The organism is Prosthecobacter sp. (assembly GCF_044222345.1).
Classification (GTDB): domain Bacteria; phylum Verrucomicrobiota; class Verrucomicrobiia; order Verrucomicrobiales; family Verrucomicrobiaceae; genus Prosthecobacter.
This window is the reverse complement of record NZ_JBGANL010000014.1, coordinates 81,986-95,355: the sequence shown is the minus strand read 5'-3', so window position 1 is coordinate 95,355 and position 13,370 is coordinate 81,986. Positions and strand designations below refer to the sequence as shown.

At 60.9% G+C, this 13,370-nt stretch carries 10 protein-coding genes; 2 read left to right on the top strand and 8 right to left on the bottom strand.

Going from position 1 to position 13,370, the window contains the following annotated elements:
* Window positions 1–9 precede the first annotated feature (9 nt).
* On the top strand, window positions 10–1,215 hold the full coding sequence (locus tag ACILSL_RS10090; RefSeq protein ID WP_395731896.1) for a transposase: 1,206 nt from the start codon (window positions 10–12) through the stop codon (window positions 1,213–1,215).
* A 52-nt stretch (window positions 1,216–1,267) separates the two neighbouring features.
* Here ACILSL_RS10090 and ACILSL_RS10085 read toward each other — a convergent pair whose 3' ends face one another.
* The 3 genes from ACILSL_RS10085 to rpsO all read right to left on the bottom strand — a co-directional run bounded on the left by ACILSL_RS10085 (window position 1,268) and on the right by rpsO (window position 4,652).
* A complete protein-coding gene (locus ACILSL_RS10085; RefSeq protein ID WP_395731895.1) occupies window positions 1,268–1,942 on the bottom strand; it encodes a hypothetical protein in 675 nt (224 codons plus the stop codon).
* 115 nt (window positions 1,943–2,057) lie between these two features.
* Entirely contained in the window at window positions 2,058–4,208 is a 2,151-nt protein-coding gene (locus ACILSL_RS10080) for a polyribonucleotide nucleotidyltransferase (protein WP_395731894.1), read from the bottom strand.
* A gap of 183 nt (window positions 4,209–4,391) precedes the next feature.
* Window positions 4,392–4,652: a 30S ribosomal protein S15 gene (rpsO, locus tag ACILSL_RS10075; protein WP_395731893.1), complete on the bottom strand. Its 261-nt coding sequence runs from the start codon at window positions 4,650–4,652 to the stop codon at window positions 4,392–4,394.
* Between the two features lie 329 nt (window positions 4,653–4,981).
* On the opposite strand from rpsO, the gene leuB reads away from it, so the two are divergent.
* Window positions 4,982–6,088 carry a 3-isopropylmalate dehydrogenase gene (gene leuB, locus ACILSL_RS10070; protein ID WP_395731892.1) on the top strand — a complete coding sequence of 369 codons (1,107 nt, stop codon included), beginning with the start codon at window positions 4,982–4,984 and terminating at the stop codon, window positions 6,086–6,088.
* Between the two features lie 223 nt (window positions 6,089–6,311).
* On the opposite strand, the gene ACILSL_RS10065 is transcribed toward leuB, so the two are convergent.
* From ACILSL_RS10065 to ACILSL_RS10045, 5 genes are read right to left on the bottom strand one after another with little or no spacing between them, the layout of a single operon-like run.
* Window positions 6,312–7,268, bottom strand: coding sequence for a D-2-hydroxyacid dehydrogenase (locus tag ACILSL_RS10065; RefSeq protein WP_395731891.1), 957 nt, complete (start codon window positions 7,266–7,268; stop codon window positions 6,312–6,314).
* A gap of 40 nt (window positions 7,269–7,308) precedes the next feature.
* Window positions 7,309–9,816 (bottom strand): VWA domain-containing protein, encoded by a 2,508-nt coding sequence (locus ACILSL_RS10060; RefSeq protein ID WP_395731890.1) that lies wholly within the window; start codon window positions 9,814–9,816, stop codon window positions 7,309–7,311.
* Window positions 9,813–11,522, bottom strand: a complete 1,710-nt coding sequence (locus ACILSL_RS10055; protein WP_395731889.1) for a VWA domain-containing protein — start codon at window positions 11,520–11,522, stop codon at window positions 9,813–9,815. The genes ACILSL_RS10060 and ACILSL_RS10055 overlap by 4 nt, the downstream gene beginning before the upstream one ends.
* Entirely contained in the window at window positions 11,519–12,385 is an 867-nt protein-coding gene (locus tag ACILSL_RS10050; RefSeq protein ID WP_395731888.1) for a DUF58 domain-containing protein, read from the bottom strand. The genes ACILSL_RS10055 and ACILSL_RS10050 overlap by 4 nt, the downstream gene beginning before the upstream one ends.
* Entirely contained in the window at window positions 12,382–13,362 is a 981-nt protein-coding gene (locus tag ACILSL_RS10045) for an AAA family ATPase (RefSeq protein WP_395731887.1), read from the bottom strand. The genes ACILSL_RS10050 and ACILSL_RS10045 overlap by 4 nt, the downstream gene beginning before the upstream one ends.
* Window positions 13,363–13,370: the final 8 nt, after the last annotated feature.

The following is a 13,370-nucleotide window of genomic DNA, read 5'->3' as shown; positions in this document are numbered from 1 at the left end:
TTTGTTTTTATGGCCTCACCCCCTTCTGACACTGCTCTTCCTGCGCGTTTTTTCACCCCGCTGCTCGACCTCCTCCCCGCCTGCGAGCACCGGCGGCACTGCCCCGATCTCGCCGACGCGGACTGGCTGCGCCTGGGCGTTCAACGCTGTCTCCAACCCCAGGTCAGCGGCAGGGGATTTTTGCAAACTCTGGCCACGCTGGGGGCTGGCTGCCGCCCCGAGAACTCGCACTTTTTTGAGTCTCTCAAAAGTGCGCGGCGGCTCGCGCTGTGCGCCGAAATCAACGCCCGGCTCTGCGCGCATGCACGCACCGTGCTGCCCGATGCGCTCGCCGCCTTCCCCTGCCTTGCCGGCTTCGATGTCCACGCCGGCGACGGCCACTACCATGCCCATGCCACGCATGACCCCGCCGACCACAAAGGCGACAAGCAGGCCGTGGGCCATCTCTACAGCCGCAACCTGCGCAGCGGCTGCCTCACCCACCTCACCGTCAACGACCAGCAGGCGCGCAAGAAGGAACACGACATGCGTGCGCTCAAACGCCTGGAGCTCGCCGCGCTGCGCCAGGGCGCACCCAAGGGGCGCAAAGTGCTCCACGTCTGGGACCGCGCCGGCATCGACTTCCGGCAGTGGCACCAGTGGAAGCAGGGCAGCGGCATCTACATGCTCAGCCGCTGCAAGGCCAACATGGCGCTGCTGCCCTGCGGCGACCTGCCCTTTGACCGCAGCGATGAGATCAACGCGGGCGTGCTGCGCGACGAACTCGTGGGCACCGCCACCAGCGGGCTGATGCTGCGGCGCATCACCTTTCATGACGTGGTCGCCGACCGGCACTTTGAGTTCCTCACCAACCTGCTGGAGAGCCGTGTGCCGCCGGGCGTGCTGGCGCACCTCTACCGCATGCGCTGGGAGATCGAGAAGAGCTTTGACGAGGTGAAGAACAAGCTCGGCGAAAAGAAGGCCTGGGCCACCAGCGCCACGGCCAAGAGCATGCAGGCGCAGTTCATCTGTCTGAGCGTGAACCTGCTGCAGCTGCTCGAACATGAACTCGATGCGCAAGGCATCCGCACAGAAGATCACGCAGCACTGCGTCAAACTCATCCGCTGGGTAGCTGCCCAGCTCTGGCTCAACATCCCCTGGCAGCAAGCCTGTGCCGTCCTTGTGACCCTTTACGCCAAGTTATGAACGGCCAATCTTGGACACCGTTGCGCTAGGCTGAAACAACGCCCGACTCCGCTGGTAGTGAAGGGCCTCTTGCAAGAGTGCTTATTTTTCAGCCTTGGGCTTTATTTCAATGTCAAACTCGTCCGATGCAGCCTTCATGAGCAGCATGTCGCGTTTCATTTCGAGCAAATTCTCTTCGACGGCCTGCATGTGTTTTTTATCTTCGGCCAAAACGCGGTCTTTGTTCAGCTTGTACCATTCCTTCCACTGCCCGGCGGCCATTTTGCGCTGCTCTGGATCCTGCGTAAATTTCCCTTCTGTCATACCAAACGACTGCTTTGAGGCTCCGGGAAGGATGTGACAGATGATGTCTTCCAACACCTTCCGTGATGCAGGGGGATAGTGGTCGAGATTTTCCAGCAGCGTCATGCAGGCTGGCAGCGTGTATTGCCGACCAATGCCGTTTGCCCATTTCCAGTAGGGCTGGTCCAGCAGCACTCCTGCGGCGAAGAGTTCCGGATCGCCTGATCTGGCGAATGATCCTGCATAGTCTTCCAAATCCTTGCGAACCGACGGGGTGAAGGCATGTCCAAGGCAGTTCGCTATGTCAGCGGCGTATTTATACAGGCTTTTCTGGTCAAGCTTCCCGGTGACGATCATTTCCCGTGCCGCATTCATCCTGGTGCGGATCTGGTACTTTTGAAATTCCGTGAAATAAAGCCAAGTGGCGAGCATCAGCAGAGCGACGACGGCAGAGACTTTGAGCAGGAGTTTCATGGAATTGATTTTGATTCCCGGGCAGAATGAATCAGACCACAACTCAAGACGATAAAAAAGAGGCCGCTTTGCAGCGGCCTCTTCGTGGGGGTTTTTGAGTGTTGGCGGATGAGGCTTAGCCGACGTCTTCGGCAGGGGCGGCGGCACCAGCGGCTGCAGCGGCGTCCTTTTCCTTCATGGCGGCCTTGCGGCTCATCTTGATGCGGCCCTTGTCGTCGATGCCAATGCACTTGGCGGAGACGATGTCGCCGGTCTTGACGACGTCTTCGGTCTTGTTGACGCGGAAGTCGGCGAGTTCGCTGATGTGGATGAGACCGTCCTTCTTGCCACCGAGGTTCATGAAGGCACCGAAGTTCGTGGTGCTGACGACTTTACCTGTGTAGATCTTGCCGACTTCGATTTCCTGGGAGGTGCCGCTGATCATCTCGACTGCGCGCTCGATGCCTTCCTTGCGGGAAGCATAAACGTACACCGTGCCGTCGTCTTCGATGCTGATCTCAGCACCGGACTCGGCCTGGATGGCCTTGATGTTCTTGCCGCCAGGACCGATGAGCTCACCGATCTTGTCTGGGTTGATCTTGATGATCTCGATGCGCGGGGCATACGGGCTGAGAGGCTTCACTTCAGCGATGGCCTGGGCCATGGCTGAGAGCACCTGGGTGCGGCCTTCCTTGGCCTTGACGATGGCTTCTTCGAGGATGCTCAAAGGCAGGCCGGGGAGCTTGAGGTCAAGCTGGTAACCGGTGACGCCTTCGGAGGTGCCGCAAAGCTTGAAGTCCATGTCGCCGAAGTGGTCTTCGCTGCCGATGATGTCGAGCATCGTGAGGTAGCGCTTCATGTTGTCGCCTTCGAACTCGGTGACGAGACCGACGCTGATACCGCCGACTGGGCGCTTGAGAGGCACGCCTGCATCAAGGAGGGCCATGACGCCGGAGCAGACGGAGGCCATGGAGGTGGAGCCGTTGGACTCCATGACTTCGCTGCTCACGCGGATGGCGTAAGGGAAGACTTCCTTGGCTGGGATGACAGGCTCGATGGAGCGCTCTGCGAGGGCACCGTGGCCGATCTCACGACGGTTCTGACCACCGAAGCGGCCGGTTTCACCGACGGAGAACGGAGGGAAGTTGTAATGAAGGATGAAGCGCTTGGAGTCCGGGCCACCTGCGTAGGTGTCCATTTCCTGAGCTTCGTCAGCCGGAGCGAGGGTGGCGATGGAGAGAGCCATCGTTTCGCCACGGGTGAAGCTGGCGGAGCCGTGGGTGCGGGGAAGCACGGAGGCTTCGCCGGAAAGCTGGCGGAGCTGATCGATGCCGCGGCCGTCGCAACGGTTCTTCTTGTCGAGGATGGAGATGCGGAAGGCTTTCTTCTGGAGGTAATCGAAGGCCTGGCTGACTTCGAAGCCGGTGGCTTCTGGGAACTTGGCCTTGATGGCTTCAGCGACTTCGTCCTTGAGAGCGCCGACGGCTTTGCCGCGAGCCACCTTGGAAGGGGTGTAGAGAGCGCCTTCGATGCGATCGCCAGCAACTGCGTAGGCGATTTCGAGGAGTTCGTCTTTGACGAGCATGAGAGGAACTTCGCGCTTGGCCTTGCCGGCGAGGCGGGTGAGTTCTTCCTGAGCGACGACGAGCTTGGCGACTTCAGCCTGGGCGAAGTGGAGGGCTTTGACGAACTCAGCTTCTGGCAGTTCGTTGGCGGCGCCTTCGATCATGACGACTTCGGTTTTGTTGCCGACGTAGACGAGGTCGAGGTCGCTGTCGAGGCGCTGGCTCTGGGTGGGGTTCACGACGAACTCACCATTGATGCGGCCGATACGCACGGCACCGACGGGGCCTGCGAACGGGATGTCCGACACGCAAAGAGCGGCGGAAGCGCCGTTCATGGCGCAGATGTCCGGATCGTTTTCGCCGTCAGCGCTGAGGAGGATGGCGACGACCTGGGTGTCGTAGTAGTAGCCTTTCGGGAAGAGCGGACGCAGAGGGCGGTCCGTCATGCGGCAGGTGAGGATTTCCTTTTCCGTAGGGCGGCCTTCACGCTTGAAGTAACCGCCGGGGAAGCGGCCTGCAGCGGAGGCTTTTTCCTTGTACTCAACGGAGAGGGGGAAGAAGTCCTGGCCGTCCTTCACTTTCGTGGCGGAGACAGCGGTGACGAGGACGATGGTATCGCCGAGACGCACGGTAACGGCGCCGTCAGCAAGCTTGGCAAACTTGCCGGTTTCGATTTCGAGGGAACCAGCACCGAGCTGGATTTTTTGTGTATGAATGGCCATAGGTTGGCTTGTGTGTGTTGTTTGGTTTGGGTGAAAATAGAATCCAGGCTTCAGCCCGGCAGGGATGCGCGAGAGTGCGCATCATGCAGCATGAAACATCGGCTGTGCCGACATGCGTGTAGTAAGCAGCCTGAAACAGAAAAAAGGGGCGATGCACGTGGCATCACCCCTCGTAAAATTCTGTTAGCGGCGGAGGCTGAGGCCTTTGAGCAGCTTCTGATAGCGCTCGTTGGCGGTCACCTTGAGATAGTCAAGCAGCTTGCGACGACGTGCGACCATCTGAAGCAGGCCGCGACGTGTGGAGTGATCTTTCTGATGCGCGGCGAGGTGCTGCGTGAGATCGTTGATTCGCTTCGTCAAGAGGGACACCTGGACATCGGCGCTGCCGGTGTCTTTTTCGTGGATCTTGAAGGAGTTGGAATCGGTGGTGGTTGCTTCGCTCATGGTTCGTTTGAATGGCCGGACAACTTGTCAGGCGGTGGGATAATCTGGGATGTGGGGCTGCGAAGGAACCATAGATGCTCTTTTTGGCAAGGGGAAGTTTGGGGGAAGATGGGGGAAGTTTGCGATTGTTTGCCATGGTTGGCGGTTGTTTGCAGTTGTTGCCAGAGGGGAGTTTACGGTTGTTTACAGTGGTTGACGATTGTTGACGGTGGTTTGGGGGAGCCAGAAGGCCAGAGAGGAGAGAATGGAGGGTCCCGCCTGTGATTTTCTGTGCCACTTGCCAGCGGGGGGATTTGCATGCACTGAAAGCCCCCCTTCCCTACCTATTTATGTCACGTACGTACAAACTCGCAGTCCTCCCCGGAGATGGTATCGGCCCTGAAGTCATGGCCGAGGCGCTCAAAGTCCTTGACGCTGTTGCCGCTCGTTCCGGGCTTTCTTTTGAATACAACCACCAGCTTGTGGGTGGTGCGGCGATCGATGCGGTGGGCAAGGCGCTGCCGGCTGAGACTGTGGCTGCCTGCGAGGCCAGCGATGCGATTCTTTTTGGCTCCGTGGGTGGGCCAAAGTGGGAAAAGCTGCCGCCGAACGAGCAGCCGGAACGCGGCGCGCTGCTGCCGCTGCGCAAGCATTTTGGCCTGTTTGCCAACCTGCGCCCGGGGATTTGCTACCCTGCCCTGACCTCCTCTTCGCCGATCCGGCCGGACTTGGTGGAAGGTGGTTTTGATGTGCTTTGTGTGCGCGAACTCACGGGTGGCATGTACTTTGGCCAGCCGAAGAGCCGTACGACGCTGCCGGATGGCGACATCGAGGTGATCGACACGATGGTTTATAAGAAGAGCGAGATCGTGCGGATCGCGCATGTGGCCTTCAAGGCAGCGCAACTACGCCGCAAGCATGTGACGAGCGTGGACAAGGCGAACGTGCTGACCAACGGCGTGCTGTGGCGCGAGACGATGGTGGAAGTGGCGAAGGAGTACCCGGATGTGACGCTGGCCCACCTGTATGTGGACAATGCGGCGATGCAGTTGATCAAGGCTCCGCGGAGCTTTGACGTGCTGGTGACGGAGAACCTTTTTGGCGACATCCTGAGCGATGAGATGGCGATGATCGCGGGCTCGCTGGGCATGCTGGCGAGTGCGAGCTTGGGCAAGCCGAAGGGTGATGGGCTGTATTTTGGTCTGTTTGAGCCTTCCGGCGGCACTGCTCCGGACATCGCGGGCATGGGCATCGCGAATCCGATCGCGCAGATTCTTTCCGTGGCGCTGCTGCTGCGCTTCTCGCTTGGTCTGGAAAAGGAAGCGGCGAGCATTGAGTCGGCGGTGAAGAAGGTCATCGACAGTGGTTTGCGCACTGGTGACATCTACAGCGGTGCGCCAGGCACGAAGAAGGTGAACACGAAGGAGATCGGCGAGGCGGTTATTGCGGCGCTGTGATCTGAGAGTTCTGAAAGATTCATTACCGCACCGAGTGACCGAGAGTTGCCGGTGCGGTTTTTTTTATGCAGGCACCGCCCGTCGATGTGGACGAGGCACGCACATGCCCGGGACGTTGCGACCAGGCGAAAGCGAATGGATCCGCTGCTTTGTCGAAGGTGGATAGTTCGAGAGCCGGGGGTGATGTGAGGACGTCGATCGACGGACAGGAGTGTCCATCGTACTAGCCGTTCACCACATTCACTGGCTTGCCTGCGAGGAAGGCTTGGAGATTGGCGGCGGTGATGTCGATGAGGCGGGCGCGGGATTCGCGGCTGGCCCAGGCTACGTGGGGGGTGATGAGGCAGTTTTTGGCGGTGAGAAGTGGATTATCGGCTTTGGCGGGTTCGACGGAGAGGACATCGAGTCCGGCACCGGCGATGCGGCCTTCGTTGAGGGCTTTGGCGAGGGCAGGTTCATCGACGAGGGGGCCGCGGCCGGTGTTGATGATCATGGCGGCAGGCTTCATCAGAGCGAGTGTGCGTTCGCCGACGAGGTGCTTGGTGGCATCGGTGAGGGGGCAATGCAGGCTGATGACGTCTGAGTGGCGGAAGATGTCGTCGATCTCGGCGGCTTCGACACCAGAGGGTGGTGGTTCTTTCCAGGTGCGCTTGGAAGCGAGGACTTTCATGCCGAAGGCGACGGCGATGCGTGCAACGGCGCTGCCGATTTCGCCGTAACCGATGATGCCGAGGGTACGGCCGGAGAGCTCGATGATGGGATGGTCCCAGTAGGCGAAGTCGGGGCATTTGACCCAGCCCCCGGCTTCCACACTCTGGGATGCGTGGCCGACGTGGTTGGTCATTTCCAGCATGAGGGCGATGACATGCTGAGCGACGGCGGGGGTGCTGTAGCCGGGGACATTGGTGACGACGATGCCATGCTCTTTGGCGGCGGCGACATCCACGATATTGAAGCCGGTGGCGGTGACGCCGATGTATTTCAAATCTGGCAGCGCGGCGATGATTTCGCGGGTGAGCGGGGCTTTGTTGGTGATGACGATCTCGGCCCCGGCGCAGCGGGCGACGGTTTGATCCAGCGGCGTGCGTGGATGCACCTCACAGTTGGCGATGGCTTCGAGGGGCTGCCAGGAGAGGTCGCCAGGATTTGCGGTGTGGGCGTCGAGAAGAACGATTTTCATGAGAGCGTGATCCTATGCCGACGATTTGACGGCGCTCCACTCAAATTCGTCGCAGCAAGATGCCACCCAGGAGCATGCCGAGTGCGCTCCAGGCAAACCAGTGACCGATGGGCTGGAGTTGCTTGGCTGGTGCGAGTCCGGCGGTGATGGTGGCGGTGTCGTATTTCGGCAGGGCTGTGAGGCTTTCCGGTGTTTTGCCATTGAGGCGGTATTCGGCGGGGTAAGGCGCGTGGTAGTGCTTCACTTCGAGTTTGTCGTGATCGCGGTCATGCATGCGGAGACTGAGGTGCCTGCGGGTGCCGATGGGGATGCGGGCCTCGTAACGGCCAAGGCCGGTTTCGCGAATGGTGACGTCCTGGGTGTTACCGTTTTCATCGAGAGATTGCGCGTTCCAATGGGTGCCGGAAATGGGTGCGCCATCGTCGCCACGGCGGTCGATTTTCATGACCCATGCGCCATCGCGGATCTCGCCGCGTGATTCCATGCCTTCGACGTCTGCCTTGCGCAGAGCGCCGCGCAGGACCTGGGCCCAGAAGCGGCCGCAGCCGTCCCAGGCGAGCCATTCGCCGCCCCAGATTTCGGTGAGATCTCCGGTGTAGGCGAGGCCGATGCCGAGACCGAAGCGGCCCACGGCGAGAAGGGGATCGCCATTTTCTGCGCCGAGGAGAACCTGCGCGGCGGGTTTGGCCTCGGTCATGACGTAGCCGAGGACGACGGGGAGGCCTGCGGATTCGTAACCGGAGAGCATGGGATGCTCCGTGATGCCGATGTGGGTGAAGACGCCTTCCTGCACGGCGCTCTTGGAGGCCTGTGTGGTCTCTTTGGTGAAGATCTGCGGGAGGGTGGCGGGGTCGTTGCTCTCGTAATAGCGCCCCTTCCCTGCTTCCGCGATTTGCTGGAGGAGCTCACGCGCAGAGCCTTCACCGAGACCGACGGTGGAGACGGTGACGCCGCTATCGACGAGCTGCTGAACAAGGCCCATGTGGTCTGCCTCCTGGGTCTGACCATCGGTGAGGCAGATCATGTGCTTCACTTTGGCGGTGGTACGCTCCAGCATGTCCTTGGCGGCAACCATACCGGTGTACATGAAGGTGCCGCCGCCTTCGGCAATGGAATCGATGGCGGCCTGAATGGTGCCCTGCTGTGAGGCGGGGGTCATTTCGCAGACGATTTGGGCATCTCCGTCGAACGCGACCACGGCGATCTGATCCTGCGGGCCGAGGAGTTCAGCGGCGCTTTTGGCGGCCTGGCGTGCCATTTGCAGCGGGAGGCCGGACATGGAGCCGCTTTTGTCGATGACGAGGGCCATGGCGAGGGAGGGCTTTTCCTTTTCCTTTTCGAAACGTGAGACGAGCGGCAGGACTTCTTCGACGGGTGATTTGTAGTAGCCGCCGAGGCCGAAGCTATTCTCGCTGCCGGTCATGACAAGACCGCCGCCGAAGTCGGAGACGTAGCTGCGCAGGAGGCTCATCTGGCGGGGTGTCATGTCGGTGGCGGACATGTTGGCAAGCACGATAGCGTCAAAGGAGAGCATGTCTTCCATGCCTTCCGGGAGGCCGCGTTTGCCACGGAGATCGACGTCGAAGTCCTGCTCCTTGAGTGCGCGGATGAAGGGGCGCATTTTCTTTTCGTCCTGATGGATGACGAGGATGCGGGGCTTGCCACGGACGGTGATGGTGGTGGTGGCTTGATTGTTGATGGGGAAGTGATCGCGCTCGGGGATGATCTCGGCGCTCCAGACGCTGGGGCCGGGAGTGGTCATCTCGGTGTCGAACCAGACGCGGGCATCTTCGCCGGGCTTTAGTGCGACCGTTTTTTCCTGAACGGCGACGCCTTTGTTGAGGAGGCGAACGCGGGAGTTCATGGGCTGGTTGGCCATGACACGTGCGGTGAGGCGGAGGACTTCGCCGTGGAAGGCGAAGGGCGAGGTGCTTTCCAGGCTGACGAGGGCGGCTTCGGGTTCGCTGAGGGTTTTGAGGGTGACGAATTTTACGTCCACGCCTTCCTGCTGGAGTTGCGCAAGGGAGGTATCCACGCCGGACTCGGTGTCGATGCCATCGCTGAAGACGATGAGGCGTTTGGCTTTGCCGGCGGGGAAAGCGAGACGAGCAGCGAGGAGGGAGTCGCCGAGGCGGGTATGGGAGCGGAAGGCGTCATCGGCGACGCCTTTGGCCCAGTCGTCGAGCATCTTGGTGAAGTCTGGGAGCTTTTTGTCGCGCAGGCCATTGGCCATGGCGAAGAGGGAGTGCGTGTCTTTTGGGCGAAGGGCTTTGACGCCGGCATCGACTTGTTTCAGAGCGTCTTTGGCGGATTCGAGATCGATGGACTGGGAGACGTCCACAAGGAAGACGACATGGGCTTCGTCCGTCTCTTCGCCGGCATAGGGCTGGCAGAGGGCGAGAGCGAGGAGGACGACGCCGAGGATGCGAAGGATGAAGGAGGTGATTTTGAGGCCGGTGGGGCGATCCACCAAGGAGCGCCAGTAGCCCCAGCCTGCGGCGAGGAGAATGAGGAGCCAGAAGAGAGGGGTGAAGGTGGTGAAGGTCATCCCACTTTCCTCCTGTCGTAGAGGATGGACTCGGTGACGAGGACGCCGAGGGCGAGGACGAGGAGCCAGTAGCTGGGGGCTTCGCCGCTGGCGATGGGTTTGACGCTTTCTTTGAGGGTGTCGTTTTTCAGCAGGCTTTCTTCGGGAGAGACGAGGGAGGCGGCGAAGGTCCAGGAGTCGGCTTCGTGGAAACCGGTGGTGAGCATGGGGCCGAAGGGAGTGGGATCGGCGCGGCCGGGGACGCGTGCAGTGGAGCCGGTGGGCAGCGTGGCAGGCGGCATGTCCTCGCGATGAGTGAGGTGAGCGGCGGCGTTGTGAATGAGGACGGGGAACCAGGCGCTGAGGTAGAACTGAGCGGCGAGGGGATCGAGATTCACGACGCAGAGGGTTTGTGCGCCTTGACGCATGAGGTAGATGAGCGGTGGGCCAGATTCATCGGCGACGAGGACGACTGCGCCGGTGGGGGCGGTGATTTGTCGTGCGCCGGCGAAGGTCATGGTTTCGGCATCGAGATAGCGCAGGAGCGGGTGGTCTTTGGCGAGGACCTTGGGGACAGGCGCGGCGATTTCAGCGCCGACTTTGGACCAGACGGGGGAGTCGCCAGCGGGCTGGAAGACGACGGTACTGATCTCCGCAGGGACCTTGCCTTTGCTGAGCATGAGCGTGGCGGATTTGGTGTCTTGTGCGAGGGAGAGGAGTTGATCGCTGCGCTCGAAGGCGCTGACGGCATTTTGGAAGAAGAAGGGATCATCGGCCAAAACACCGACGGGCACAGGCTGGCGTGGGGGGACGTAGAGGAAGGCGGTGTTGTCGCTTTCGAGGGCATCTTCCAGACCTAGTGTGGCCGTCCAGCGGCCGGTGGGTGCGTCATCGAGAGTGAGGGTGACGGCGGGATTTTCACCGGGCTGCAAGGTGACTGGGATGATTTTCACCATGCGGTTGGAATCGACATGCGTGAGGGTGATGTCGGTTTTGACGGGTTCAGTGAAGGAGGAGACGGGGAGGATGAAGAGACCGAGGCGGGCTGGTCCGCCGGGGACGCTGCGAAGATCAGCGCGGGCGATGCCGATGTTTTTGGCGGAGTCGGTGATGCGGAGTACTTCAACGTTGGGAAGGCGATCAGGCAGATCGAGGCAGCCGTCGGTGATGAGGAGGACGCGGGTGTCCTTCATCCATTCATCGCCGGGTTGCAGGGCACGCAGGGCTTCGACGCGTGAAGGGAGTTCCGTGGGCTGGATGGAGTCCACGGCTTCCAGGAGGGCTTTGCGATGACGCGTGGGATGCTCAAGCATGCGCGTGACTTCGGCGAAGGAGGCGACGGCGGCACGCTGAGTGCCGTTCATTCCGGCGATGAGATCGCGGGCACGTTTTTTGGCTTTTTCCAGGCGGGTGGTGGCGCCGTCTTTGGCGGACATGGACGCGGAGTGATCGACGACGATGAGGAGGTCTTTGCGTTCATCTCCGGCGAAATCGGGCTCCGCCAAGGCGAAGGCGATGGCGGCAAAGGCGAGTGCCATGAGGAGAAGGGAGAAGACATCGCGGAGCCGCTTGAAGAGAGCGGAGGCTTTTTTCTCGGTGAAAATTTTCTGCCAGAGGAAGAAGGCGGTGACGGGCTTTTTGCGCGGCCGCACCTTGAGGAAATAGATGGCCGCGAGCGGAGCGAGAGCCGCCAGGGTCCAGAGGAATGCTGGAGCTAGAAGCGTCATGTGACGAGACCTCCGCGACGCAGCAGGTCTGTGATGACGGACTCAAACGACACGTCGGTGTTGGTGGAGAGAAAGCCGAGGCCGCGTTTGGCACAGGCCTGTTTCAGGCCGAGGTTCCATTCAGCCATGGCTTCTTCGTAGAGTTTGGCTTCGCGAGGTGAGATGGTGACGCGTTCGCTGCGACCGGTTTCGACGCATTCGAGGGTGACGTCCCCTTTCCACTCACAGCGGAGGTCGTTGTCGTCGAGGGTTTGCAGGCAGAAGACTTCGTGCTTGTGCCATTGCAGGCGGCTGAGGCCTTCTTCGTAGCCGCCGGGCAGGAGGAAATCTGAGATGACGCAGACGAGGCCTTTGCGGCGGTGGCGTGCTTCGAACTCGCGTGCGCAGGCGTTGAGATCGGTGTTGCCGCCGAAGGTCTGTGCGGCGTCCAGGGAGCGGAGAAAGGGAATGACCTGATTGCGGCCACGGGCTGGCTCGAACAGGGGCAGGAGGCGGTCTGCGAGGCCGTAAACGGCGAGGCGGTCGAGGGTGTTGAGCGCGATGTAGCCGAGCGCGGCGGCGAGCTGTTTCGCGTAGGTGTGCTTGGTGGCCATCGAGGGACTGCCATCGACGAGGAGGTAGATGGTGGCGTCTTCTTCGAGTTCGAAGAGCTTGATGAGCAGGGATTCGAACTTGGCGTAAACGCGCCAGTCGATGCTGCGGTAGTCATCACCGAGGGAATACTGGGCGTAGTCGGCGAAGGTGATGCCCGCGCCTTTTTTCGTGCTGCGACGATCCGACTGCAACGAACCGCCCAGGATCTTGCGTGCGAGCAAGTAGAGGGATTCGAGACGGCGGATGAAGGCTGGATCGGTCAGGGTCATGCCTTCACCTTTTCGATCACATCAGCGATGACTTCGTCGGTCTTCACGCCTTCGGCTTCGCCTTCGAATGAAAGCAGGATGCGATGGCGAAGAGCGGGGGTGGCGGCTTTGGCGATGTCTTCACGGGCGACGTGGTAGCGGCCATCGAGGAGAGCACGTACGCGGGCGGCGGCGAGGATGGTCTGCGCACCGCGTGGCGAGGAGCCGTGGCGCACGTATTTTTTCACGCGGTCGGTGGCGTTCAAATCGGTGGGATGAGTGGCGCGGACGATTTTGACGAGGTAGTCCTGGACGCTGGCTTCGAGCGGGACTTCGCGAACGACCTGTCCCATTTGCAGAATGTCTTCGCCTGTGGCGACGGCGTTGATTTCGGGGGAGGACTTCCCGCCGGTGCGGTTGAGGATTTCGATGAAGTCGCCGTGGCTGGGGACGGGGACGTAGAGCTTGAAGAAGAAGCGATCGAGCTGGGCTTCAGGGAGCGGGTAGGTGCCGTCCTGCTCGATGGGGTTCTGCGTGGCGAGGACGAAGAACGGTGAGCCGAGATTGTGCGAGGTACCAGCGACGGTGACACGCTTTTCCTGCATGGTTTCGAGCAGGGCGGACTGGGTCTTGGGAGTAGCGCGGTTGATTTCATCGGCGAGCAGCACGTTGCAGAAGACGGGGCCCTGCTGGAACTCGAAGACTTTCTGCCCGCCGCGCTCGACGAGAATCTGCGTGCCCACGATGTCGGCAGGAAGAAGATCGGGCGTGAACTGGATGCGCTGGAATTTGAGATGGAGAGCTTTCGCCAGGGTGTTTACCAAGGCGGTTTTGCCGAGACCGGGGACGCCTTCGAGGAGAACATGGCCGCCGCAGATGACGGCGCTGAGCACCTGCTCAATGATGTCCTGCTGGCCGACGATGAATTTGGAGACTTCGGCGCGGAGTTTCTCAAACGTTTCTTTAAAGTGAGCGACGGAAGCGGGTGTGTCAGGCATGTGGATAG

What these genes read in the sequence shown, in the direction of transcription:
- ACILSL_RS10090 (WP_395731896.1), top strand. Translation starts at nt 10, where the DNA reads ATGGCCTCACCCCCTTCTGACACTGCTCTTCCTGCGCGTTTTTTCACC.
- ACILSL_RS10085 (WP_395731895.1), bottom strand. Translation starts at nt 1,942, where the DNA reads ATGAAACTCCTGCTCAAAGTCTCTGCCGTCGTCGCTCTGCTGATGCTC.
- ACILSL_RS10080 (WP_395731894.1), bottom strand. Translation starts at nt 4,208, where the DNA reads ATGGCCATTCATACACAAAAAATCCAGCTCGGTGCTGGTTCCCTCGAA.
- rpsO (WP_395731893.1), bottom strand. Translation starts at nt 4,652, where the DNA reads ATGAGCGAAGCAACCACCACCGATTCCAACTCCTTCAAGATCCACGAA.
- leuB (WP_395731892.1), top strand. Translation starts at nt 4,982, where the DNA reads ATGTCACGTACGTACAAACTCGCAGTCCTCCCCGGAGATGGTATCGGC.
- ACILSL_RS10065 (WP_395731891.1), bottom strand. Translation starts at nt 7,268, where the DNA reads ATGAAAATCGTTCTTCTCGACGCCCACACCGCAAATCCTGGCGACCTC.
- ACILSL_RS10060 (WP_395731890.1), bottom strand. Translation starts at nt 9,816, where the DNA reads ATGACCTTCACCACCTTCACCCCTCTCTTCTGGCTCCTCATTCTCCTC.
- ACILSL_RS10055 (WP_395731889.1), bottom strand. Translation starts at nt 11,522, where the DNA reads ATGACGCTTCTAGCTCCAGCATTCCTCTGGACCCTGGCGGCTCTCGCT.
- ACILSL_RS10050 (WP_395731888.1), bottom strand. Translation starts at nt 12,385, where the DNA reads ATGACCCTGACCGATCCAGCCTTCATCCGCCGTCTCGAATCCCTCTAC.
- ACILSL_RS10045 (WP_395731887.1), bottom strand. Translation starts at nt 13,362, where the DNA reads ATGCCTGACACACCCGCTTCCGTCGCTCACTTTAAAGAAACGTTTGAG.